Source organism: Marinobacter sp. (genome assembly GCF_041687235.1).
GTDB lineage: Bacteria > Pseudomonadota > Gammaproteobacteria > Pseudomonadales > Oleiphilaceae > Marinobacter.
Genome location: NZ_JAWLCH010000006.1, coordinates 153,174 through 175,800, shown reverse-complemented (window position 1 = coordinate 175,800; position 22,627 = coordinate 153,174). Strand labels below are relative to the sequence as shown.

26 protein-coding genes and 1 tRNA gene are annotated in these 22,627 nt (G+C 56.5%); 14 read left to right on the top strand and 13 right to left on the bottom strand.

Going from position 1 to position 22,627, the window contains the following annotated elements:
- Positions 1-6: 6 nt before the first annotated feature.
- Entirely contained in the window at positions 7-420 is a 414-nt protein-coding gene (locus ACESMK_RS10775; RefSeq protein ID WP_372998079.1) for a phasin family protein, read from the bottom strand.
- A 347-nt stretch (positions 421-767) separates the two neighbouring features.
- Here ACESMK_RS10775 and ACESMK_RS10770 point away from each other — a divergent pair, with 347 nt between their 5' ends.
- The 4 genes from ACESMK_RS10770 to hemH all read left to right on the top strand — a co-directional run bounded on the left by ACESMK_RS10770 (position 768) and on the right by hemH (position 3,310).
- Complete coding sequence (locus tag ACESMK_RS10770) at positions 768-1,205, top strand: YeeE/YedE family protein (RefSeq protein ID WP_372998077.1); 438 nt, start codon at positions 768-770, stop codon at positions 1,203-1,205.
- A gap of 4 nt (positions 1,206-1,209) precedes the next feature.
- Positions 1,210-1,635, top strand: a complete 426-nt coding sequence (locus tag ACESMK_RS10765) for a DUF6691 family protein (protein WP_372998075.1) — start codon at positions 1,210-1,212, stop codon at positions 1,633-1,635.
- 96 nt (positions 1,636-1,731) lie between these two features.
- Positions 1,732-2,163, top strand: coding sequence for a TIGR01244 family sulfur transferase (locus ACESMK_RS10760; protein WP_372998073.1), 432 nt, complete (start codon positions 1,732-1,734; stop codon positions 2,161-2,163).
- A 37-nt stretch (positions 2,164-2,200) separates the two neighbouring features.
- A complete protein-coding gene (gene hemH, locus ACESMK_RS10755; protein ID WP_372998071.1) occupies positions 2,201-3,310 on the top strand; it encodes a ferrochelatase in 1,110 nt (369 codons plus the stop codon).
- 29 nt (positions 3,311-3,339) lie between these two features.
- Here the strand turns inward: hemH and ACESMK_RS10750 are convergent, their stop codons facing one another.
- Both ACESMK_RS10750 and ACESMK_RS10745 read right to left on the bottom strand, forming a co-directional pair.
- A complete protein-coding gene (locus ACESMK_RS10750) occupies positions 3,340-3,558 on the bottom strand; it encodes a hypothetical protein (RefSeq protein ID WP_372998069.1) in 219 nt (72 codons plus the stop codon).
- A 142-nt stretch (positions 3,559-3,700) separates the two neighbouring features.
- Positions 3,701-3,791, bottom strand: a tRNA-Ser gene (locus ACESMK_RS10745).
- Positions 3,792-4,000: 209 nt separating this feature from the next.
- Here ACESMK_RS10745 and ACESMK_RS10740 point away from each other — a divergent pair.
- From ACESMK_RS10740 to ACESMK_RS10720, 5 genes are all read left to right on the top strand, one after another.
- Positions 4,001-4,699: a Bax inhibitor-1/YccA family protein gene (locus tag ACESMK_RS10740; RefSeq protein WP_069183578.1), complete on the top strand. Its 699-nt coding sequence runs from the start codon at positions 4,001-4,003 to the stop codon at positions 4,697-4,699.
- A 103-nt stretch (positions 4,700-4,802) separates the two neighbouring features.
- Positions 4,803-5,219, top strand: a complete 417-nt coding sequence (gene tusD / locus ACESMK_RS10735) for a sulfurtransferase complex subunit TusD (RefSeq protein ID WP_372998067.1) — start codon at positions 4,803-4,805, stop codon at positions 5,217-5,219.
- A 2-nt stretch (positions 5,220-5,221) separates the two neighbouring features.
- Positions 5,222-5,572, top strand: coding sequence for a DsrE family protein (locus ACESMK_RS10730; protein ID WP_372998065.1), 351 nt, complete (start codon positions 5,222-5,224; stop codon positions 5,570-5,572).
- A gap of 5 nt (positions 5,573-5,577) precedes the next feature.
- Positions 5,578-5,859: a sulfurtransferase complex subunit TusB gene (gene tusB / locus ACESMK_RS10725; protein ID WP_372998063.1), complete on the top strand. Its 282-nt coding sequence runs from the start codon at positions 5,578-5,580 to the stop codon at positions 5,857-5,859.
- A gap of 18 nt (positions 5,860-5,877) precedes the next feature.
- The gene (locus ACESMK_RS10720; RefSeq protein ID WP_372998061.1) at positions 5,878-6,189 is read left to right on the top strand and encodes a TusE/DsrC/DsvC family sulfur relay protein; all 312 of its coding nucleotides are present in this window, start codon (positions 5,878-5,880) and stop codon (positions 6,187-6,189) included.
- On the opposite strand, the gene ACESMK_RS10715 is transcribed toward ACESMK_RS10720, so the two are convergent.
- From ACESMK_RS10715 to nfuA, 3 genes are all read right to left on the bottom strand, one after another.
- Positions 6,176-6,547 (bottom strand): hypothetical protein, encoded by a 372-nt coding sequence (locus ACESMK_RS10715; RefSeq protein ID WP_372998060.1) that lies wholly within the window; start codon positions 6,545-6,547, stop codon positions 6,176-6,178. The genes ACESMK_RS10720 and ACESMK_RS10715 overlap by 14 nt on opposite strands.
- Positions 6,548-6,592: 45 nt before the next feature.
- The gene (locus ACESMK_RS10710) at positions 6,593-7,792 is read right to left on the bottom strand and encodes a DUF445 domain-containing protein (protein WP_372998058.1); all 1,200 of its coding nucleotides are present in this window, start codon (positions 7,790-7,792) and stop codon (positions 6,593-6,595) included.
- 219 nt (positions 7,793-8,011) lie between these two features.
- Positions 8,012-8,599: a Fe-S biogenesis protein NfuA gene (nfuA, locus tag ACESMK_RS10705; protein ID WP_372998056.1), complete on the bottom strand. Its 588-nt coding sequence runs from the start codon at positions 8,597-8,599 to the stop codon at positions 8,012-8,014.
- A gap of 232 nt (positions 8,600-8,831) precedes the next feature.
- Between nfuA and metH the strand changes: the two genes are divergently transcribed.
- The 4 genes from metH to ACESMK_RS10685 all read left to right on the top strand — a co-directional run bounded on the left by metH (position 8,832) and on the right by ACESMK_RS10685 (position 15,278).
- Positions 8,832-12,530, top strand: a complete 3,699-nt coding sequence (metH, locus tag ACESMK_RS10700; RefSeq protein ID WP_372998054.1) for a methionine synthase — start codon at positions 8,832-8,834, stop codon at positions 12,528-12,530.
- A gap of 33 nt (positions 12,531-12,563) precedes the next feature.
- Complete coding sequence (locus ACESMK_RS10695; RefSeq protein ID WP_372998052.1) at positions 12,564-12,800, top strand: DUF2970 domain-containing protein; 237 nt, start codon at positions 12,564-12,566, stop codon at positions 12,798-12,800.
- A gap of 326 nt (positions 12,801-13,126) precedes the next feature.
- On the top strand, positions 13,127-14,779 hold the full coding sequence (locus tag ACESMK_RS10690; RefSeq protein ID WP_372998050.1) for a nitrite/sulfite reductase: 1,653 nt from the start codon (positions 13,127-13,129) through the stop codon (positions 14,777-14,779).
- Positions 14,772-15,278, top strand: coding sequence for a DUF934 domain-containing protein (locus ACESMK_RS10685; protein ID WP_372998048.1), 507 nt, complete (start codon positions 14,772-14,774; stop codon positions 15,276-15,278). Before ACESMK_RS10690 ends, ACESMK_RS10685 begins: the two co-directional genes overlap by 8 nt.
- A 70-nt stretch (positions 15,279-15,348) precedes the next feature.
- On the opposite strand, the gene ACESMK_RS10680 is transcribed toward ACESMK_RS10685, so the two are convergent.
- Both ACESMK_RS10680 and sohB read right to left on the bottom strand, forming a co-directional pair.
- Positions 15,349-16,347, bottom strand: coding sequence for a YhdH/YhfP family quinone oxidoreductase (locus ACESMK_RS10680; protein ID WP_372998047.1), 999 nt, complete (start codon positions 16,345-16,347; stop codon positions 15,349-15,351).
- A gap of 23 nt (positions 16,348-16,370) precedes the next feature.
- Positions 16,371-17,432, bottom strand: coding sequence for a protease SohB (sohB, locus tag ACESMK_RS10675; protein ID WP_372998045.1), 1,062 nt, complete (start codon positions 17,430-17,432; stop codon positions 16,371-16,373).
- 232 nt (positions 17,433-17,664) lie between these two features.
- Between sohB and ACESMK_RS10670 the strand changes: the two genes are divergently transcribed.
- Complete coding sequence (locus ACESMK_RS10670; RefSeq protein WP_372998043.1) at positions 17,665-17,979, top strand: SCP2 sterol-binding domain-containing protein; 315 nt, start codon at positions 17,665-17,667, stop codon at positions 17,977-17,979.
- A 64-nt stretch (positions 17,980-18,043) separates the two neighbouring features.
- On the opposite strand, the gene ACESMK_RS10665 is transcribed toward ACESMK_RS10670, so the two are convergent.
- The 5 genes from ACESMK_RS10665 to ACESMK_RS10645 form a co-directional block, all read right to left on the bottom strand.
- The gene (locus ACESMK_RS10665; RefSeq protein WP_372998041.1) at positions 18,044-18,691 is read right to left on the bottom strand and encodes a multidrug transporter; all 648 of its coding nucleotides are present in this window, start codon (positions 18,689-18,691) and stop codon (positions 18,044-18,046) included.
- Between the two features lie 4 nt (positions 18,692-18,695).
- Positions 18,696-20,402: a chemotaxis protein gene (locus tag ACESMK_RS10660; protein ID WP_372998039.1), complete on the bottom strand. Its 1,707-nt coding sequence runs from the start codon at positions 20,400-20,402 to the stop codon at positions 18,696-18,698.
- A 218-nt stretch (positions 20,403-20,620) separates the two neighbouring features.
- The gene (gene dnaQ, locus ACESMK_RS10655; protein ID WP_372998037.1) at positions 20,621-21,331 is read right to left on the bottom strand and encodes a DNA polymerase III subunit epsilon; all 711 of its coding nucleotides are present in this window, start codon (positions 21,329-21,331) and stop codon (positions 20,621-20,623) included.
- Positions 21,332-21,354: 23 nt separating this feature from the next.
- Entirely contained in the window at positions 21,355-21,798 is a 444-nt protein-coding gene (gene rnhA, locus ACESMK_RS10650) for a ribonuclease HI (protein ID WP_372998035.1), read from the bottom strand.
- 28 nt (positions 21,799-21,826) lie between these two features.
- On the bottom strand, positions 21,827-22,621 hold the full coding sequence (locus tag ACESMK_RS10645) for a methyltransferase domain-containing protein (RefSeq protein WP_372998033.1): 795 nt from the start codon (positions 22,619-22,621) through the stop codon (positions 21,827-21,829).
- Positions 22,622-22,627 lie beyond the last annotated feature (6 nt).

The window sequence follows — 22,627 nt, the reverse complement described above, 5'->3', positions numbered from 1 at the left end:
CGGACCCTATTCTTCTTCGTCGTCAGCACGATGGCGCATACGGGCCAGTTCCGACTCGAGTGCTTCAATACGACGTTCCAGAGACTCGATTTCTTCACGGCGGTGGATACCGAGCCGCCTGAGTGCCCCCGACACCCGCTCATCGAACATGTGTTCCAGCCTGTCCCAGGTTCCAGTCGCCCGTTCGCGAACGCCTTCAACACGGTCCTCAACAGATCTGATCTGTTTTTCCACAACGCCCCGGGTTTTGTTCTCCAGTTGTTCACCTTCCTGAACGAGACGATCGAAGAACCGGCCGGTATCCTCTTCGGCTTTGGTGTAGGCTCCCAGGCCTGCCAACCAGATCTGACGGGCAGAATCCTTGATTTTTGCCGCCAGTTGCGGATCATTCTCCGGCTTATTGTCGTTCTCTTCAGACATGTAACAACCTCGGGGGTGCGGATATTTCTTTTAAGGCCCTATTGTATTACAGGTTTGGCCGGATTTCAGTCAGCCTGAAAACCGCACAGTGACAGGCCGCAGTATAAAGGCGTATCCGATATGAAAAAATGTTTTCAAACGAAAGTGACTCTCGCTTGAAGTGTTCAAAATATGGTCAATACTTCCCAATACCGGCGTCCCTGCTGATGCCGGTTTGTCTGGAAGTCTTTCATGGATACTACTCGCACGCCTCTGCCCGGCATCCTTTGCCGGGCTTTTTTTTGGTATTATTGCCCCAAGGTATATGCTTATTCCAAAATAGACCGTCGTAACATTCGGAGTATCAGATGATAGAAATCGCGTGGAATAACTTCACCCCCTGGTCAGCGCTGGCGGGTGGCATCCTGGTAGGTATTGCTGCTGCCAGCTTCCTGCTTCTGAACGGGCGCATCGCGGGCATCAGCGGTATCCTGGGCGGCCTTCTTGCGCCGGCAAAAGGCGATATTGCCTGGCGAGTGGCTTTCCTGGGCGGCCTGATCGGCGCACCATTGGTCTGGTTAACGGCCACAGAGCTGCCAGCCATTGAAATCGAGGCCGGCTACCCGGCACTGATCATCGCCGGGCTGCTCGTTGGCATCGGTACCCGTTATGGTTCTGGCTGCACCAGTGGTCACGGCGTGTGCGGCCTTTCCAGGCTTTCAATCCGGTCCTTGGCGGCAACCCTGAGCTTTATGGCCGCGGGGTTTGTCACTGTCTACATCATCCGTCATTTGCTGGGAGTCTGATGCCATGAAGTTCTCTCTCGCATCCCTGTTCGCAGGACTTGTATTCGGATTTGGCCTGATCGTTTCCGGCATGGCGAATCCCGAAAAAGTGCTCGGTTTTCTCGACATTGCCGGCCTCTGGGATCCGTCACTGGCCTTCGTTATGGGTGGCGCCATCATGGTGGGTGTGTTTGCCTTTGCCATCGCTCGCAAGCGCACGCTTTCGTTTCTCGGCTTCGACATGAAGTTGCCGTCCAGTACCCACATCGACAAGCGACTGGTGCTTGGCGGGCTCATGTTTGGTGTCGGCTGGGGCATTGCAGGTTTCTGCCCCGGACCAGGGCTGGTCGCCCTCGGCGCAGGAGAAGTCAAGGCAGCGGTATTTGTGGCGGCCATGGTCGCCGGCATGGCCATTTTCGAGCTAATCGAACGCAACCGTGCGAAAGCGTAAGTATTTTCTGTTAACTTGCTGTCGCCACTCTGACACAGCCCAGTGCCTGTGCCATCATGGCGGCAGCTCCACTATCCCATCCGGAGACGATATTCCATGGACATCAGAAAGATTGACGACAACATTTCAGTAGCTCCCCAGATTTCCGTTGAAGACGTCGCTGAGGCCGCAAAACTGGGCTTCAAGACACTGGTGGCAAACCGTCCCGATCACGAAGAGCCAGGCCAGCCGGCAATGGCGGATATTGAAGCAGCCGCACGGGAACAGGGGCTGGAGTGGGTGTATATGCCGGTCGAATCCGGAAATATCACCGATGAGGACGTAAACCGGTTTGCGCCAATGATCCGGGATGCTGAAAAGCCCGTACTGGCATTCTGCCGTTCCGGAACTCGCTGTACCGTACTGTGGGCCCTGAGCGCAGCACGAAACACCTCAGCCGATGAAATATTTACCAAGGCCCGCGGCGCCGGTTACGACATTTCCGGCCTTGCGCCCCGGATGGCACAGCAAGCCTCCGATAAAGGCTGACAGACCAATCGCCTAACCAACGTTCAGGATCCACCCTATGCAATACAAAGGTTCAGAGAATTTCAGCCACAACCAGCCTGACCGATTGGGCGTGCTGGTAACCAACCTTGGCACCCCGGACGCGCCCACGACCTCTGCGCTCCGTCGTTATCTGGCTGAATTTCTCTCGGATCCAAGGGTGGTGGAGCTGCCCCGTCCGCTATGGTGGTTAATCCTGCACGGGGTCATTCTTCGAATTCGCCCCAAGCGCAGTGCAGAGGCCTACTCCAGCGTCTGGCAGCCGGAAGGCTCTCCCCTGCTACTTCATACCGCCAAGCAGGCAGAGGGCATCCGTGAGGCGCTCAAGCGCAAATATGGCCCCAACGTAGTGGTCGGGTTTGCCATGCGGTACGGCAACCCCTCGATTTCCCGAGTACTGGATGAAATGCAGGAACAGGGCGTGCGGAAACTGCTGGTTCTGCCTCTGTATCCCCAATACTCCGCGTCTACTTCCGCCTCTACCTTCGACGCGATTGCCAAGGATTTCACCAAACGTCGCTGGTTGCCGGATTTCCGGTTTGTTTCCCACTACCCGGATTATCCGCCATACATTGAAGCCATGGCGCGCCATATTGAAGCTCACTGGTCCAATCACGGACGCAACCAGAAGCTGGTTCTGTCCTACCATGGTGTGCCTCTGAAGTATCTGACCAAGGGCGACCCGTACCATTGTGAATGCCACAAGACGTCCCGGCTACTGGCAGAGAGGCTTGGCCTGAGCAAAGAAGACTACATGACGACCTTCCAGTCCCGCTTTGGCAAGGAAGAGTGGCTGAAGCCCTACACGGATGAAACCCTGAAATCCCTCCCGGGCAAAGGCGTGAAATCTATCGACGTATTCTGCCCCGGCTTCTCATCAGACTGCCTGGAAACCATTGAGGAAATCGACGAGGAAAACCGGGAGTATTTCATGGAGGCTGGTGGCGAGGGCTTCAGTTATATCACCGCTCTGAACGCCACGCCCGGGCATATCGAGGCTCTGGTGCAGTTGATCGAAGCAAACCTGGAAGGCTGGCAGGTGCCGAAGAACGAGCCCGAGGCCCTGGCCGCACGCCAGCAAAGAGCCGATGAGCAGAAAGAATTAATCTATCCGGGCCGGAATCTCTGACCCGTCCATAACCCGGAACCGGGGCGGCATCAGCGGCTCCGGTCTTTCTCCTTTGCCTGCGTATCCCCTGAAAGATCTGGTACAGACTGACAGAAGGTGCACTCCTCCGTATCGACTGCCGCACCGCCGGCCTCCACGTAACGCACTTTGTGGCTGGCCTTGCCCCGATTGGCGGACACGGAGAACTTCCGATTCCTGCGTTCGGGCGAAATGGAGTCGGGTGACGGAGTGTGCTGAAAGTCTGTCATAGCAAGCCCTCAAAAAATCGATACTCTGATAATGAGGGTAAGCTAGCGCTAAACCAAGTAGGGATTACCACGGAGATTCAGGAGGAATGAGTCGTTTTGGTAGAGAAGCAGTGTTCAGGAAGAAGCGGAGTCAGAGGAAAAATGGCGGTGGGCCAGGGATTCGAACCCCGGGAAGGCTACTAACCTTCGGCGGTTTTCAAGACCGCTGCATTCAGCCACTCTGCCAGCCCACCGTTTTTCCATTGCTGCCGTTGCGACAGCGGTGTGCATGATACCGGAATTGCCTGTGCTGTCAACGCTCTGCATAAAACCCGCCGCATTTTTCAACATTAACGGTTTTTAATGGAATCCGGGAGGCGGTTTCCTGTCGTAAATGATTGAAAGTTGCGTATCTGACACTATTATGGGACACAGTATCCAGTCGTTATAAACGGAGATGACAATGGAAGACAGACGATTCGGCGTTCAGAACTCTCAGGGAGCCTATTCGACTCCCCAGACAGAGCGCGCGACTACAGGCATCAGCGATGATGCCATGAAGGTGTTGCGCAACACCTACATGCTGCTAGGCATGACCCTCGCCTTCTCGGCGCTCACAGCATTCCTGAACATGAACGGAACCCATCCGGGTTTCCTGATCACCATCGTGGGCTACATTGGCCTGCTGTTCGCGACCTATAAGCTGAAAAACAGCCCCTGGGGCATCGTGACCACCTTCGCACTGACCGGCTTCATGGGTTATACCCTGGGCCCGATCATCGGTGCGTTCGTAGCTGCAGGAGCCTCACAAATCGTTGCCCAGGCACTGACGCTGACGGCTGTCGCCTTTGTCGGCCTGTCTGCCACGGCGATCATCACCAAGAAAGACTTCAGCTTCATGTCCAGCTTCCTGACCGCGGGTGCGTTTGTGCTGATTGGCGCGATGCTCCTGGCCTTCCTGATGGAAAGCTCTGCGCTGCACCTGGCGGTCTCCGCCGGCTTCACGATCTTTGCGTCCATCATGATCCTGTTTGAGACCAGCCAGATCATCAAGGGCGGCGAGCGCAACTACGTGATTGCCACCGTCGGTCTGTATGTCTCCATCTACAACCTGTTCGTCAGCCTGCTGCACCTGCTCTCTGCGTTCAGCGGCGAAGACTGATACATAGCGTGAGAAGCTGTTTGAGAACCCCGGCAGTTGCCGGGGTTTTTGCTTTCGGTAAACTGAAAGTCTTTCCATGCTTGACTGAGAACGAAACGGACGAATGGCTGATACTGCTTCTGGAACCTTTACCCTGGTAATCACTGGCGCCCCCTACGCTTCCCAGGCCCCCCAGACCGCCTTGGGGTTCGCAAGGGCTGTAGTGGACGCCGGTCATCGTATTGACCGGGTCTTTCTCTACGGCGACGGCGTACACCTGGCATCGGTGCTGTGCGCACCACCTTCGGACGAGACCGACTGGCCCGAAGAATGGTCGCGGTTTCTGAGCGAGCACAGCATTCCCGGGGTAGCCTGTATCGCCTCAGCGCTACGTCGTGGCCTGGTAAACCAGGCAGAGCAAAAACGCTATGAGTTGCCAGCCGCAAACCTGCGCGCGCCGTTTGAAATCGCGGGGCTCGGCGAATGGGTCGAAGGCAGGATGAAGTCCACCCGAACGCTCTATTTTCACGCCGGAGACTGACCGTGAGCACACTGATCATGATTGACCAGCCACCCTATGGCGCCTGGACCGGGCGTGAAGCATTGGACATGGCCTTTTCGCTCGCGGCCTTTGATCAGCCGGCCACGCTTCTTTTTGCGGGGGCTGGTGTAAACTGGCTTAGACCGTCTCAGGAGGCTGGAGGCGTTGGTCAGAAGTCGGTGGAAAAGAACCTGTCAGCGGCACCGATATTCGGAATCGAAGCAATACTTGCCGATCGGGCCGCATGCATCACCTACGGACTGAATGAGAGTTCGCTTCTCAAGGGTGTAACCCTGGTCGATGCCGACGCCGCGCTTCTCAAGGATTTCGATCACACCGCTTTCGCAGGTTAGCCCAGATGACTGCCATCCATACGCTGCACATTCTCAACAAATCACCCGAGCACCCGCGAGCCTCCCGGTGCCTGGCCACAGTGTCGCCTGAAGATGCACTTTTGCTGACAGGTAACGGTGTACTTCTGCTTTCCACACAGAAAAAGCCAGTCACCCACAAGGTGTTCGTGCTCTCACCGGATGTCGATGCCCGTGGGCTCGGAGGGATGACCGGCAATGCCGAAGCGGTGGGCTTCGCGGAAATGGTGTCGCTTTCGTTGCAGGCTCAACGGGTAATCAGTTGGTAAATTATGGCCGGTGACACCATGCCGAAACGAAACAACGAAGGATTCCTTGAGGACGCTGAGGCCTGGACGGAGGCGGTCGCGACAGGCATTGCCGCCGAGGACGACATTGAGTTAAGCAAAAACCATTGGGAAATCATCTGGTTCCTCCGCTCTTTTTATAAAGAGCATGAGATATCACCACCGTCGAACCGGTTGTTTGTAAAGGCGGTCAGAGAGGCCTTGGGTGAAGACAAGGGCAACAGCATCTACCTGATGCAACTGTTTCCCGGCACCCCCGCAAAAACCGCCTGCCGGATTGCCGGGCTGCCTCGCCCCACTAACTGTCTGTAGAGCCTTCCGGATTTTTACCCGCGTTCTGCCGCTTGTGTCTCTCGAGGTCCGCGGCAGTGCCGAGAAAGCTGCTCAGGCCGTTTTCGAAGAGCCCCGACCCGAACTTCAGGAACTGACGAGTAGATTCCTTCACAGTGCCGTCTAACGCACTTTCCGGCAACTCCCGAAAGGTGTCGGCAACCCCTTTTTTCACGCCACGGGTAACGGCTGGCTCGATGTCCCGACTGGCCTCGACAAGCTCAGCGACCTTTCCATCCAGATAAGGGCGAACAACGAGGTACCAGAACCCCCAAAGGGTGAGAAACACCGCACCAATGGTTGCCAGAACCTGAACAGTTATTGATGCCCACAAAGGCATGGCTTTCCTCCTTGTGCGCCAGGGCTATAACCAGACGCACTCCGCCTAGAAATTCAGATGATTAAGGGACAGGAACTGAAGCAGCCCCGCCAGAGCCCCGAAAAGACCACCAACGATCATTAACTGAACCTCCTCCTCCCGGAACGCCGGGCGAAGAATGTCCTGAAATTCATCAGGCTTGAGCGCTTTCATCTGGCCGGATAGCACCTCGGCTACCACGGGCGCACGCTCACGGTTGAATGCCGGGTCACTGAACACATCCCGGGTCGCCAGTACCGCTTTCTGGTTCATGGCTTTCTTCAGCTCAGTGTAGCCTGTCATGCCGACAGTCACCTGGGCGGTCAGCTTCATGATCACAGAATTATCCAGCAATGGTCGCAGGTGTTTCTGGATGATCGCCCGGGTTCTGTCTCCGTGGCTGCCGTTGATCATGGCGTCGGCAACTTTCTCCACGGTGATCAACTCCTCCGCCACCAGCTTTGCCCAGACATCGCTGATTTCCGGCTGCCTGCGAAGAAACAGCCCCTGGATCTTCCAGAACAGCACTCGCCGGGGTTCGAGCGGTGCAAAAATGAGGTTGATGGCAATCCAGTTGGTCACAAAACCAATTACGAAGCCGCCGAGCGGCAGAAGCCAGGGCTCTGGATAGCGGGTCCATAAAGGCACAAGAAGAGCCCCGAGGATGCCACCAATAATCGCGCCCCGGTTGATGACAGACTGTAGCTCTACCGCACCGGCCTGCTTGAAGATCCGGTTCATCATATCCGGGTGTTTTTCAAGTTCCCGGCTGAGCAGAGCCTTGAGATCAACCAGCTCATCCAGATCATCCCCGAAATCCTCAACCAGCTCTTCAACCCGGGAAGGCAATTGTTCCCGGGCCCATTGGTAAATACGATTCTTCAGGAACAGGGGCAGGTTATCCCAGAGCACGGGCTGGATCTCGTACATGACTTCATCGATGTATTCGTCCATCCGGGGCGTCACCTGGGAGATGACCTGTTCAACGATGCGCTGGGGTTCAAGCTTCTGGTAGACAGCATTCAGATCACCAAACTGCTGGAGGGTTCTGTCGATGCAGATGTGTGCCATTTTCTCGGCCTTGCGGGGAATAACCCCCTGCCAGCCGACCAGACCCACGCCGATAAACTGAACCGGATAGAAAGACATCTGGATGGCGAGCCAGTTGGTCAGCCAACCAACTACCGCCGCCATGAGAGGCACAGACAGAAGCGCAACGTCGAACAAGTTTGACCCCGGTTTGAGAGTGTAATCCGGTTTAGCCGGTGATAATGCCGTTAACGGGCAGACAGGATAGTACCTGCGTGCTGTTTCTGTTTATGTGATGGATGATGGAGTAATTCGAATGTCACAACATTGGCCGTGTAGCCAGTGTGGTACCGGAATTGCGGCAGCCTGGGCAGTCACCGCGCCCGGAAGGACGCGGAGCCCCAGGGAAAGGTGGCCTTACTGGTAGTAGGCGTTTTCTGTGTTGGAGTGGTCGGTTACGTCTCGTACCGCTGTAATTTCCGGCACACGCTCCTTCAATGTGGATTCAACGCCTTGCTTCAGGGTCAGGCTGACTGCGGAGCAGCCCTGGCAGCCACCACCAAAACGTAGCACCGCCACTGATTCGTCAACGATTTCCACCAGCGATACCTCGCCACCGTGAGCAGCCAGGTTCGGATTGATCTCCGAGGCCAGAATGTAATTAACCCGGTCCGGGAGGGGCGCGTCGTCATCAATCTTGGGCACTTTTGCGTTCGGTGCCTTGATGGTGAGCTGGCCACCCATCTGATCCTTGGAGTAATCCACGTAGGCCTCTTCCAGGAAGGGCACCGAGTTGTGGTCGAGGTACAGGACGAATTTGTCCAGATCCACCTGCTCGTCCGTGGGTACTACTTCATTGGGCGGGCAGTAGGCCAGACAGGTCTCGGCGTTTTTGGTGCCGGGCTGGGTGACGAATATACGCACGCCCATGCCTTCCACGTCCTGTTTCTCGATAAGTTGTGCAAGATAATCCCGTGCGGGATCTGTCACAGTAACCTGAGCCATGTTTTCAACCCGTTTGAAAGTTTGGATTCATTTTAAGGGAGTTCGCGGGAACATGAAAGACCAAGTAAAATAGTCGGGCTTTACCAGGGTAATGAATTTCCCGTATTGGCGGGTATTTGCGAAAGGCAATTGATAATCGTCATTCGTACTAAGACGGGCTCAGGCATTTTTGCTATGATCCCGCGCCATTGACATTAATACAGCGTTAATAACGACATCCGGAAGTAATCCTATGACCGATCGCACCACCCGTCTCGACCAGCTCCACAAGGCCCTGCAGGAACGCATTGTGATCCTTGATGGCGGCATGGGCACCATGATCCAGAATCTGAAACTGGACGAGAAGGCGTTTCGAGGTGATCGGTTTGCCGACTACGAGCGCGAGGTCCAGGGCAACAACGACCTGCTGAACCTTACCCAGCCTGCCCTGCTCCGCAATATCCACGCGGACTACCTGGACGCCGGCGCGGATATTATTGAAACCAACACCTTCAACTCCACCCAGCTTTCCCAGGCGGATTACGGACTGGAGGAGATCGCCAAAGAATTGAACGTGGCGGCAGCTCGACTGGCCAGGGAGATTGCGGATGAGTTCACCGCAAAAACCCCGGACAAGCCACGCTTTGTGGCCGGTGCTGTGGGACCCACATCGCGCACGGCGTCCATTTCGCCGGACGTAAACAACCCGGGCTACCGGAATGTCGATTTCCAGACCCTGGTCGACAACTATTACGAGGCCGTGGAAGGCCTGGTGGAAGGTGGGTGCGACCTGATCCTGATCGAAACCATTTTCGATACCCTCAACGCCAAGGCCGCGATTTACGCAACCCAGCAGTACTTTGAAGACAGTGGCGTCGCCCTGCCGATCATGATTTCCGGCACCATTACCGATGCCTCCGGCCGAACCCTTTCCGGCCAGACCACCGAGGCCTTCTGGAACTCGGTTGCACACGCCAAACCGATCTCCGTGGGCCTGAACTGTGCACTGGGTGCAGACGCCCTGCGCCCTTATGTGGAAGAGCTTTCAGCCAAGGCGGAAACCTATGTCAGCGCCCACCCCAACGCAGGTCTTCCCAACGAGTTTGGTGAGTATGACCAGACGCCTGAAGAGATGGCCGAGATTATCGAAGGCTTTGCCCGCGACGGCTTCCTGAACATCATCGGTGGTTGCTGCGGTTCTCGTCCGGACCACATTGAAGCCATCGCCCAGGCCGTGGCCAAGTATCCGCCCCGGAAGATTCCCGAGCGCCCGAAGGCGCTTCGCCTGTCCGGTCTCGAGCCGTTCACCGGTGACGACAACGTTCTGTTCATAAACGTAGGCGAGCGAACCAACGTTACCGGCTCCAAGCGTTTCCTGCGCCTGATCAAGGAAGAGCAGTACGAAGAGGCTCTGAGCGTTGCCCGTGACCAGGTTGAGAACGGTGCCCAGATCATCGACATCAACATGGATGAGGGCATGCTGGAGTCGAAGGAAGTGATGGTCACCTTCCTGAACCTTGTCGCCTCCGAGCCGGATATCTCACGGGTGCCGATCATGATCGACTCCTCCAAGTGGGATGTCATTGAAGCGGGCCTTCGGTGCATTCAGGGCAAGGCCGTGGTGAACTCCATCAGCCTCAAGGAAGGCGAAGAGGAATTTATCAAGCGCGCCAGAGACTGCATGCGGTACGGCGCCGCGGTAGTGGTCATGGCCTTTGATGAACAGGGTCAGGCGGACACCTACGAGCGCAAGACCGAGATTTGTAAGCGCTCCTACGATGTCCTGACCGGGATCGGCTTCAACCCGGCTGATATCATCTTCGATCCGAACATTTTCGCCATTGCCACCGGCATCGAGGAGCACAACAACTACGCGGTGGACTTCATTAACGCCACTCGCTGGATTCGGGAAAACCTGCCCTACGCCTCCATTTCCGGCGGCGTGAGTAACGTGTCCTTCTCGTTCCGGGGCAATGACGTGGTCCGGGAGGCTATCCACTCTGTATTCCTCTACCACGCCATCAAGGCGGGCATGAACATGGGTATCGTGAACCCGGGCCAGCTGGTGATCTACGACGAAATCGACCCGGAGCTCAAGGAGCTGGTGGAAGATGTTGTCCTGAACCGACGTGATGATGCCACCGACCGCCTGCTCGAAATCGCCGAACGCTACAAAGGCAAAGGCGGCAAAACCCAGGAGGAAGACCTGGCCTGGCGCGAGTGGCCGGTGGAAAAGAGGCTGGAACATGCGCTGGTCAAGGGCATTACCACCTACATCGTGGACGATACCGAAGCCTGTCGCCAGAGAGCCAGTCACCCCATTGAGGTCATTGAAGGCCCGCTGATGGATGGCATGAATGTGGTCGGGGATCTATTCGGCGACGGCAAGATGTTCCTGCCCCAGGTGGTCAAGAGCGCCCGGGTAATGAAGCAGGCGGTGGCGCACCTGATCCCCTACATCGAGGCAGAGAAAACCGAAGACCAGAAAGCCAAGGGCAAGATTCTCATGGCCACGGTGAAAGGCGATGTCCACGATATCGGCAAGAATATCGTAGGCGTGGTGCTGCAGTGCAACAACTACGAGGTGATTGATCTCGGCGTGATGGTGCCCTGCGACAAGATCCTGGCCGCCGCCAGGGAGCACGATGTCGACATTATCGGCCTCAGCGGTCTGATCACGCCGTCGCTGGATGAGATGGTCCACGTGGCCCGTGAAATGCAGCGCCTGGATTTCAACATTCCGCTGATGATCGGCGGGGCGACCACCTCTAAGGCCCACACCGCCGTCAAGATCGAGCCCCAGTACAAGAACGACATTGCCCTGTACGTGTCGGACGCGTCCCGGTGCGTAAACGTCGCGTCCCAGTTGCTCAGCAAGACCGCAAAGCCGGAATTTGTGGACGCTGCCCGCACCGAATACGACGAAATCCGTGAGCGGCGAAAGAACCGGGGCGACCGGACCAAGCTGGTCTCCCTGAAGGAGGCCCGAGATCGCGCCCCCGATATCTCGTTCGATGGCTACGAGCCGCCGAAACCGGCATTTACCGGAATCCGGGTATTCGAAGACTATGACCTCAATGAGTTGGTCGATTACATCGACTGGACACCCTTCTTCCTGTCCTGGGACATTTCCGGCAAGTACCCGGCCATCTTTGACGACCCCAAGCGGGGCGAAGCGGCACGCCACCTGTTTGACGATGCGCAGGCAATTCTGCGCCGTATGATTGATGAAAACCGGGTCTCTGCAAGGGGTGTCATTGGTTTCTGGCCCGCCAACCGTCGTGGTGACGATATTGTGCTGTATACCGACGAGTCGTGCAGCGAGGAGCTGACCACCCTGCACCACCTCCGTCAGCAGGATGAAAAGGCACCCGGCAAACCCATGATGGCACTGTCTGATTTTGTCGCGCCTGAGGGCTCCGGTACCGTGGACTACGTGGGCGGTTTCGCTGTGACTACCGGCATTGGTGCCGAAGAGTTCTCAGTCGAATTCAAGGATGGCAATGACGACTATAACGCCATCATGGTAAAGGCGCTGGCTGACCGTCTTGCCGAGGCGTTCGCGGAACGCATGCATGAGCGTGTCCGCCAGGAATTCTGGGGCTACGCTGCCGATGAAAAACTGGCCAATGACGATCTGATCAAAGAACGTTATCGCGGTATTCGCCCGGCGCCGGGCTATCCTGCCTGCCCGGACCACACCGAGAAAGCGACCTTGTTTAACCTTCTCGAGGCCACGGATACAGCGGGCATTGAACTGACCGAGCATTTCGCCATGTTCCCGACGGCCGCGGTCTCCGGCTGGTATTTTTCGCACCCGGAATCCAAGTACTTTGCGGTCGGGAAAATTGGCGCAGACCAGGTTGAAGACTATGCTGAACGCAAAGGCATTTCCAAGGCCGAAGCGGAACGTTGGCTGGCGCCAAGCCTGGCCTACGATCCGGCGGAGTAAACTTCTGGCAAGACAGATATCAGGGGCGGATGTATGACAGAGTCTTCAGAGCCGGACAAGAAAGAACAACAGAAGCCAGGGGGACCCGGCGTTCTCAAAGTCATGCAAAGCATCCTGGCCGGCGCTTTCGGAGTACAGTCCGACAAACGCCGGGAAGAGGACTTCTCGAGCCACAGCCCATGGCCCTACATCATCGCCGGCATTCTGTTCACGGCCAGCTTTGTTGTGGGTCTGATCGTGATTGTGAACCTGGTTCTGGCCAGCCAATAGGCTTACTGGCCGGCAACCCAGACCACGGCGAAGGCCACAGCAAGCATCACCAGCAACACAGCGGCAACGGCATCGGCCTGGCTATCAGAGCGTACGGTCTTCTTCATGTCTGTTCCTCTTTCCGAGTTTGTTGTCATTTTTTGTAGTTCTTTAAGTTAAGCAGTTAATTGATATTCGTCCAGTCCGTTGTTCCGCCTGCTTATCGCCTGAATCGATAAACATATTTTGAAATAATCATTTTAAGAATAAAAACCCGCTGTTATCCTTCCCGTCTGATATAAGGCCGCCGGCCTGGATATGACGCTTTCAAGCAGGATCTTCCCACTATGTACGTATACGATGAACACGATCGGCAAATGGCTGCCGAGAGGGTTGCCCAGTTCCGTGACCAGACCGAAAGGGCCCTGGCCGGAGAGCTGGCAGAAGATGAGTTTCTTCCCCTTCGCCTGCAGAACGGCCTGTACGTTCAGCGCCTGGCTCCCATGCTCAGGATCTGTGTTCCCTACGGCATGATGCGTTCGGACCAGCTGCGAAGGCTCGCCCGTATTACCCGGGATTACGACAAAGGCTACGCGCACTTCACGACTCGCCAGAACGTACAACTGAACTGGCCCGCACTTGAGGACGTTCCTGACATTCTTGCGGAACTGGCTGAAGTCGAGATGCACGCCAACCAGACCAGCGGTAACTGCATCCGCAACACCACCACAGACCAGTTCTCCGGTGTTCAGTCCGACGAAATCGCGGACCCCAGGCCCTACTGTGAAATCATTCGACAGTGGTCAACGTTTCACCCGGAATTTGCCTTCCTGCCACGGAAATTCAAGGTCGCGGTGAATGCGTCCGAACACACCGATCGTGCCGCCATTCAGGTGCACGATATCGGTCTGCAGATGGTGCGTAATGAGGCCGGCGAGCTGGGGTTCCGTGTTCATGTTGGCGGAGGTCTCGGCCGTACCCCCATGGTTGGGCCGGTCATCCGGAAGTTCCTTCCGGAACTGGACCTGCTGACTTACCTGGAATCTGTGCTTCGCGTCTATAACCGGTATGGTCGCCGCGACAACAAGTTCAAGGCCAGGATCAAGATTCTGGTGAAGGCACTGACTCCTGAAGGCTTTGCCGAAAAGGTTGAAGCCGAGTGGCAACACATCAAGGATTCCCCTACCCGGCTCACGCACGAGGCGGTGCAGCGTATCCAGGCTTACTTTACCGAGCCGGATTACGCAGCGCTGGATAATGCCACCGACCTGCTCGCCAGCCAGAGGTTTGAGAACCGGGGCTTCGACCAGTGGCTGACTCACAACGTGGACACCCATAAAAAGCCGGGTTATGCCATCGTTACCCTGACCATGAAAAAAACCGGCACTCCCCCGGGCGATGTCAGCGACAAACAACTGGAACAGATTGCCGACCTGGCAGACGAGTTCAGCTTTAGCGAAGTCCGGGTGACCCACCAGCAAAATGTGGTGTTGGCCGACGTGCGTCAGGACCGGCTGCTGGAGTTGTGGCAGGCGATCACCCCCATGGGTTTTGGGACTGCGAACCTGAACACCCTGACAGACGTCATCTGCTGCCCCGGTGGCGATTACTGTGCCCTGGCCAACGCCAAGTCGATCCCGGTCGCCGAAGCCATACAGCGGCAGTTTGACGACCTGGATTATCTTTACGATCTGGGTCACATCGATCTGAACATCTCTGGCTGCATGAATGCCTGCGGGCATCACCATGTCGGCAATATCGGTGTGCTTGGCGTCGACAAGAAGGGTGAAGAGTTCTATCAGATCAGCCTTGGGGGGTCGTCCCACCATGACGCCTCAATCGGCAAAATTCTGGGGCCGTCGTTTGCCCGGGACGAGATGCCCCAGGTAATTTCCAAAATTATTGATGTCTACGTCGATAAACGCACGGAGGAAGAAACCTTCCTGGACACTTATCGTCGTGTAGGAATTGATCCTTTCAAGGAGCGGGTTTATGCCTAACGTTATTTCCCCGGATGGCAGTATCCGTCAGGACAACTGGGTGGTAGTTCCCCGCCCGGCCGAGGGTGATTCACTGAACATCCCTTCGGATCAGCCTGCGTTGATTCCGGCGGATCTGTGGCTGGCAGGCTACGAGCACTTCACGGGACGACAGGACATCGGCGTGTGGTTCGACAGCCACGATGAACCGGAGATCCTGGACGGTCGTGTCAATGAGCTGCCGGTGATTGCGGTAAATTTTCCGAAGTTCAGTGATGGCCGTGGTTACAGCATTGGCCGGTTACTGCGAGAGCGCTTTGGCTATGTGAACGAGCTGCGAGCCATCGGTGACGTATTGCTGGATCAGTTGCAGTTCATGAAGCGCTGCGGATTTGATGCCTATGTGCTGAGGGCCGACAAGGACATCACCAAGGCGCAGAAGTGCCTGAACTTCTTCAGTCAGGGCTATCAGGCCGCGACCGACACCGACATTCCGCTCTTCCGGCGTCGCGCCTCTTAGTTATCAAGTGTTAGAGTTTGAATGCAAAGGGGTCAGAAGAAAGCTTTCTTCTGACCCCGGCTTCAACGGCCTACTTCGAATGATCCAGAACAATCTTGCCGGCTGACTCGCCTTTCAAGAACGCCTTCAGCGCCCCATCTAGCTCACCACGACCGATATCACGAGCGGAAGCTTCGGTCTTCGGGCACGCCCACTCCCCGGCGAATTTCTTCCACACAGCCTCTTTCTCCGCCAGCGGAATCTCTACCGAATCCACACCCAGCAGATTCACGCCTCGCAGGATAAACGGCAGTACGGTGGTCTGAAGACCAGGACCAGCCACGAGACCACAGCAGGAGACGGAGCCACCGGGCTGAATCTGCTTGAGCAGCTCGGCCAGCGGGCCACCACCCACGGTATCCACGACGTTGGCAAACACAGGTTTAACCAGAGGTTTCTTTTCTTCCGCCAGGGTTTCCCGGCCCACCACTTCTTTGGCGCCCAGAGCCTTTAGACCGTCCGCATGGTCCGCCTTGCCGCTGATGGCGACGACGTCGAACCCGAGTTTGGCAAGCAGCTCAACCGCAACGGTCCCGACCGCACCGGAGGCTCCTGAAACGGCGACTTTGCCCTGCTCCGGCTTGGCGCCCATGGTAAGGAGTTTCTGGACACAAAGCCCGGCGGTGAGGCCGGCCGTGCCATAGATCATGGCCGTGCGGGCATTCCAGCCTGCAGGCATGGGCACGCACCAGGCGGCGGGCACGCGGATGTATTCGCCAAAGCCGCCGTCGGTGTTCATGCCCAGGTCGTAGCCGGTCACGATGACGGGGCTACCTTCCGATGGTGAGCCAGTCCCGGACTCGACCACTTCGCCAGCGGCGTCAATTCCCGGGGTGTGGGGGAAGGATCGGGTGACGCCCTTATTGCCGGAAGCTGAAAGCGCGTCTTTATAGTTGAGAGAGGAGTGGCTCACCCTGATCAGGACATCGCCGTCCGGCAGGTCGGCAGTGCTGAGGGTTTTCTCTGCACCGATGTATTCTCCGTTCTGCTCTTCAACACGCCAGGCTTTGAATTCGGTATCGGTTGTCATCGTTATTCCCCGCTTTCGTTGGGCTACTGGAATTTCTGGTTGCGGAAGGCACCCAGCACTTTCCAGACCGTGTGTTCAAGCGCCGCACTGGTTGCCAATCCGAGCTTTTCGGGAAGGCTCCGTTTGCGCTGGTAGGCCACTGAGACTACGTCTGCCCGCTCGCAGGCTTCAATGAGATATTCGTCGGAGGTTTTGATCTCGTCGATCAATTTCACTTCCAATGCACGTCTGCCAAACCAGATGTCTCCATTGGCAACAGCGGCTATATCGAGTTCCGGGCGACGTTCGCTGACATACTCCTTGAACAGGACATGGGTGTCTTCGAGATCCTCCAGGAATTTCTGCCGGCCTTTTTCGGTGTTTTCACCGAAGATGGTCATCGTTCGCTTGTGCTCGCCGGCCGTCAGTACTTCAAAGTCCACATCGTTTTTCTTGAGGAAACGGTGGAAGTTCGGAAGCTGGGCGACAACACCAATGGAGCCAAGAATGGCGAACGGCGACGCAACAATCCTGTCCGCAACGCAGGCCATCATGTAACCACCACTGGCGGCAACTTTGTCAACACAGGCGGTAAGGGGTATACCCTTGCTGCGAATACGATCAAGCTGTGCAGCCGCCAGGCCGTAGGAATGAACCAGCCCACCGCCGCTCTCCAGGCGAATGACGACTTCGTCCTTTTGGGGATCAGCAATGCTCAAGACCGCCGTAATGGCGCGACGAAGGGGATCCGTGTCGCTGGCTTTAATGTCGCCATCGAAATCGAGGACGTAGACACGGCCACGACGGTCATCCTTTTCACCGGAATCCTTATTCGCTTTGGCCGCTTTTTTCTCCGCTTTCTGTTCTTTCTTCCGGGCTTTTTCAAAGGCCTTGCGTTCCTGGTCAGACATCAACCTGGCCTGAATCGCTTCCCTGAGTTTCTTGTATTTTTCGTTAAGTTTCCGGATCTTGAGCTCACCTTCACCCTCATGATCGCCGCGATCCTTCTGGGCGGCAGACATGATGACAGAGATCAACACCAGAGCCGCCACCACGAAGGTAACGATCTTGGCCAAGAACAACCCGTATTCTGTCAGGAACTCCAAAGTGCTTCTCCAACTGATAGTGCAAAGACAAGAGTGTAACTTACCGAATTTGTGGTGATAAGGAGAGCAAAAAAATTAAAACAAGCGTTCGATCGACCTTGACAGAATCGACCACTCACCATAAAGTCGGATTGCGAGGTCGGCTCTACCCGGGCACCCGGAAAGGCTCGTGAAGCCAGGGACATCAAGCCGTCGTCATCATGACAAGACAACCACCAAAAAGGGTAAAACAATGTCTGTAGCTCAGGTATTTGAAAAACTCGAACAGAATTTCAACGCAGACGCAGCACAGGGCCTGGACCTGGTTTTCCAGTTCGACATCGAAGACGACAAGACCTACCACCTGGTCATCAACGATGGCACCTGCAAGATGCACGAGGGCGCCCACGACGATCCCTCTGTTACCCTGATCATGAATTCCGAAACCCTGCAGGGCATCGTTTCCGGCGAAACTGACGGCATGCAGGCATTCATGGCCGGTCAGCTGCGAGCTGAAGGCGACATGATGCTGGCAACCAAACTGGGTGAGCTGTTCAACATGGGCTGATTGCCCTGTGTGAGCATGATGAAGAACCTGTGCTTCGGCGCAGGTTTTTTTATGCCCGGAGGCCTTACTGATCCCAGAAACGAACCGCTGCCCTCGCCTGTTCGTTGACCGGAACGGCAGCCAGCCCCGAGGAGGAGAGTTTAACCTCAAAAACGGCCCCATCCCGCATAGGCATGAAGGTCATGTTCCCGTCCACAGCCTCCACGAACGGCAGATTGAACGTTTGATCCCACTGCCAGATATCCGGCCAGATGCTTTTCGACAGCCCAATGACTGTTCTCGGGGCCGACCGCTCCTGCTCGAGCGAGGTGTACCGTCCACTCAATTTTTCCAACCGGTAGCCAGGCGCAATATCAAGCCACCGAAAGGGGCCGGAAAACCGAATAATCCTGGCGTCAATCTGCCATTGGTCGCCCTGCAGTGTTCTCACCGTAGGGACGCCTTCCTGGCTATCAAGAGCCACCTGCCAGATCTGTTCGGCCTGCTTTTGCGTGGAGATGGTGGCAACGGTCTGCATGCCAACCAGTGATCGGTAGCTGGTGAGATTTATCGCGATGACAAGAACGTAGAGACCGGCAAGGATGACTCCAAACACCGCCATCCCTTTCAGCCAGGTCAGCAACCATCGGGGATGCCTGAAGAACAGCAGGCCCGCGATAACCATTACGGCGCCTGCAGCAGCCAGTACAATGGTAGCGAGCGTATGGGACATGAAATTACAAACCTACATCGTCCAGCGACGATTCAGCCAGTTTCAGCAAGTCTATGTTGCGGTCTTCACTCTTGCCGATACTCTCGATGTAGTATTCCAGCGACGTCAGCGCGTCGGCGAGCGCTTCCAGTACCTGGGCGGCAGGGGCTTCCTTGGCATCGAGCAAGCGCTCCTGGATTGAGGCAGCCACACGCTCAAGAACCCCGGCGGCCGCAGGGTCGTCAACCATCTGCAGGCCACCCCAGATGCTATGCAGGGTTGCCGGAAGGTTGGCCAGGTGCAATTTATCGTAATCGGATTCTATGAAGGCGGTGATCGCACGTTTTGCCAGGGTCAGCGCGCCACGGGCTTCATCGGCAACCACATAGAGCGCCTCCCTGAGGTACACAGACTCTTCCCGCTTTCGTTCGCCGCCCGCCAGGGCGTCAGTTTCTGATGTAATGCCCCGGGTCACGATCTGCATCACGGCATCTTCGATGCCAAGCACGGAATCAGCCAGGCGGTATAGCTCATCATCACCCGGCAGTCGGGATTCTTCTTCCCAGCCTCGCAGCCTGCCGGCCTCTTCCCGAGATATACCCGCCAGCTTGTTGAGGTCGAGCATGACAAGCGTGTTCGCCAGACGCTCGAGGGCGTCTGCAATCGACGACAGTTCCGCCAGATCCGGCTCAATCCCCCGTTCAATGATGTCCAGCTTGTCTTTCAGCTGGTTCAGTTCATCCTGCAGTGCTTCCGACAGGGATTTGAGAACATCACTACCCGGGCCATACAACCGCCGGGCATGGGCTTCGAGCATCGAATCCGGGAATTCGGCGGGAGCCAGATGATAGGCGGACAATACCTGAGCAACTTCGGGGTTGGCGGAACCACTGCGATAAAGCAGATACACCAGGTCTCGGATCAGGGAATCCGGCGCGTCTTTGGCGGTAGCAACCTTGCCCACGTAAACCACTTCCCGGGCGTATTTCTCGATCCGCATGAACATCCGCTTGCGGGCCTTGTTAAAGATCATTGCCCGGTCCAGCATGGTGTCCGCAACAATGCCAACAAGACACCACATCTGCCCCATGGGAGCACCCTGGCACAGACGTGCAAGCCCTCGGGACGCTCGCCCGATCAGCTTTTTGTTCACCACATCATTGCGGTCGCGCAGAATGCCCAGAAGCGCCACCTGGAAAGTCAGGCGCATGCGACGGGCCATGATCTCGTAATCAGCCTCATTGCCTTCAAAGGCCTGCAAAGCTAGCCCGGCACAAAAGTCGGGACGTTCCTTGACATCAACATCAAAGAAACAGGATTCGGGATAGGGTTTCTCCCGCCGGGCTTCCCGGAGGTCATTGATGACGGGCAGCAGAAGCTCGGGATGATCTTCCCGTTGCTGATGGTAATACTCTACGTAACGGCGGAGGATGAACAGCGCGCTGTTAAGGGTGGTGAGGAGAATGTTCTTGTCGTCATTGGCGCCAACGGGTACGTCGTTGGCCATGGTTACCGCTTCCTGGCAAAGCAGCGTACCGCCTCGCAGTTCCACCAGAATAAAGATGCCCCGCAACTGATTGATGAAATCAACACAGTTCTGGAGATCCTCACCCCTTTCGCGATTTTCCTGAAAGCGTTCAAGGCTGGATTCTGCCTGCTTGATGGTCTGCTCTATTTCACTTTTGACCAGATCAAACGACTGCGATTTCGTCGCGAGAGACGACTGAACCATAAACGCTTCCCGTTAATGTTGCGGAGACTACCGCATCCTCTTTGGTGGACACTGTCCGGACAATAGCGGAGCAGGCCTTTTTGTTGTGAGCCGGTTAACCCCTTTTCCGGCCGGAGCGAGTTCGCGAAAAACTGGCGAACTTATCATTACTTATAACATAAAACTCAAGTACCTCAAGAAAGGCGGAATGTAACATTTGGTACAGACCGACCCAGTTCTCATTCCGCGCTCTGGAGTTTGCCCCACACGGTTTCCCCGGCCTGTTTCTCCATCATCGCCATGAATTCCTCGTGGGCTTTGCTTTCTGCATCCGAAGCACGTACTACCGAAAGCGCTTCCCGGCTTGAGGGAAGCCGCCGGAGGCCGCCATTACCACCACCGTTTTCAGAACCGGCGTCCAGGGACAGCGCGGTCTGACCGCCCGTCAGCAGCAGATAAACGTCTGCGAGGATCTCCGCGTCCAAAAGGGCGCCGTGCAGGTCCCGATTGCTATTATCAACGCCGTAGCGCTTACACAGCGCATCCAGGTTGTTCTTCTGGCCGGGGTGGCGGGCTCGTGCGATGGCGAGGGAATCAACAATTCCACAATGGTCAGCGGTTTTCCGCACCGGTTTCAGGCGGGCAAATTCTGAATCCATAAAGCCCACATCGAACGCGGCGTTATGGATAACCAGCTCAGCGCCCTTGATGAACTCGAAGAACTCGTCGGCGATCTCGGCGAAACGGGGTTTATCGGCCAGGAACTCGTTGGTGATACCGTGCACGGTGATGGCTTCGGCCTCAACCTCACGGTCCGGATTGATGTAAACGTGATAGTTTCGCCCGGTGAGCTGACGCTCCATCAGTTCAACACAGCCGATCTCGATGATCCTGTGACCTTCGGCCGGGTCAATGCCCGTGGTTTCTGTATCCAGTACGATCTGTCTCATGCCCTGTACCTGGTTATCTTCAGTTATGCGTTGGAAAGCTCTTCGACGCCGCGGTTAGCGAGTTCATCCGCCAGCTCATTGTCAGGAACACCGGAATGCCCCTTGACCCAGTGCCAGTTGATCTTGTGCCTGGCCACTTCCGAGTCCAGCTCTCGCCAGAGGTCCTCGTTCTTGACCGGCTTTTTCGCAGAGGTTTTCCAGCCATTTCGCTTCCAGCCCGTCATCCACTCGGTGATGCCTTTGCGCACGTACTGGGAGTCCGTAAACAGCTCCACCTCGCAGGGACGTTTCAGCGCCTCAAGCCCTCGAATGGCCGCCATGAGTTCCATACGGTTGTTGGTGGTTTTCGCCTCGCCGCCGTGCAGGGTTTTGCGGTTATCGCCATACCGCAGAACCACACCCCAGCCGCCCGGGCCGGGATTGCCCTTGCAGGCGCCATCAGTATAAAGGGTTACCTTGCCGGCCATTCAGTCTCCTGGTTCGGTTGTCATTGAATCACTTCATCTTGTTCACGGGTGAACCGTTGCGGCTACAACCCCGGGACGCACCAACGGTTCCGGTACCCGGCAGGGCAATAACCTTGTTTTGCCGCCAGACCGGACGCCTCGGAAGGCGAGCGTGGACGCGTTTTTTGGCAAGGATACAGTAATAGGCGCCGACTGGCAGGAACCGGTTTCCGGACAACCGGTTATCAACCCGGCTTTCCGTCTTTCGGCCGCTTCGTTGCAGGGGCGCCCTGAAAAACCGGGTAACGGATGCCTCCACATTGAACCCCAACAGGTGCAACCAGTCTTCCATTCGGCCCCGAAGCAGGAACCGGCCGCCCCAGGGCCCCTCGTTGCTTCTTGAGATCAGTTTCCGTGCGCCCCACAGGCTGAGCGGATTAAAGCCAATCAGCGCCATGGTGCCCTCCCCCCTGAGCACCCGTGCAGCCTCCCGAATAACCTGGTGCGGATAGGGTGAGAAGTCTGCAGTGTGATGCAGCAGGACCAGATCCATGGAATCGCCCGGAAAGGCCAGCTCGTCTGCATCACAGATGGCAACGCCATCGGGTATGTGGGGGTACCATCGGGGCGTGGTCATGATCCTCTGGGAGAAGTCGGTACCAGTAGCCAGCGGCAGACGATGGCTGACACCTACCTGCAACTGCCTCGCACCGGTAAGCCGCTGGAGTTCGGCATCCAGAAACCGCCTCTGGTCCGCAAGCAATGCCCGGCCCAGAGGAGTCTGAAACCAGCGTTCAAAGCTCTCATGCCTGGCGGAATAATCAACTGTGTCGGATTTACTCACCAATGC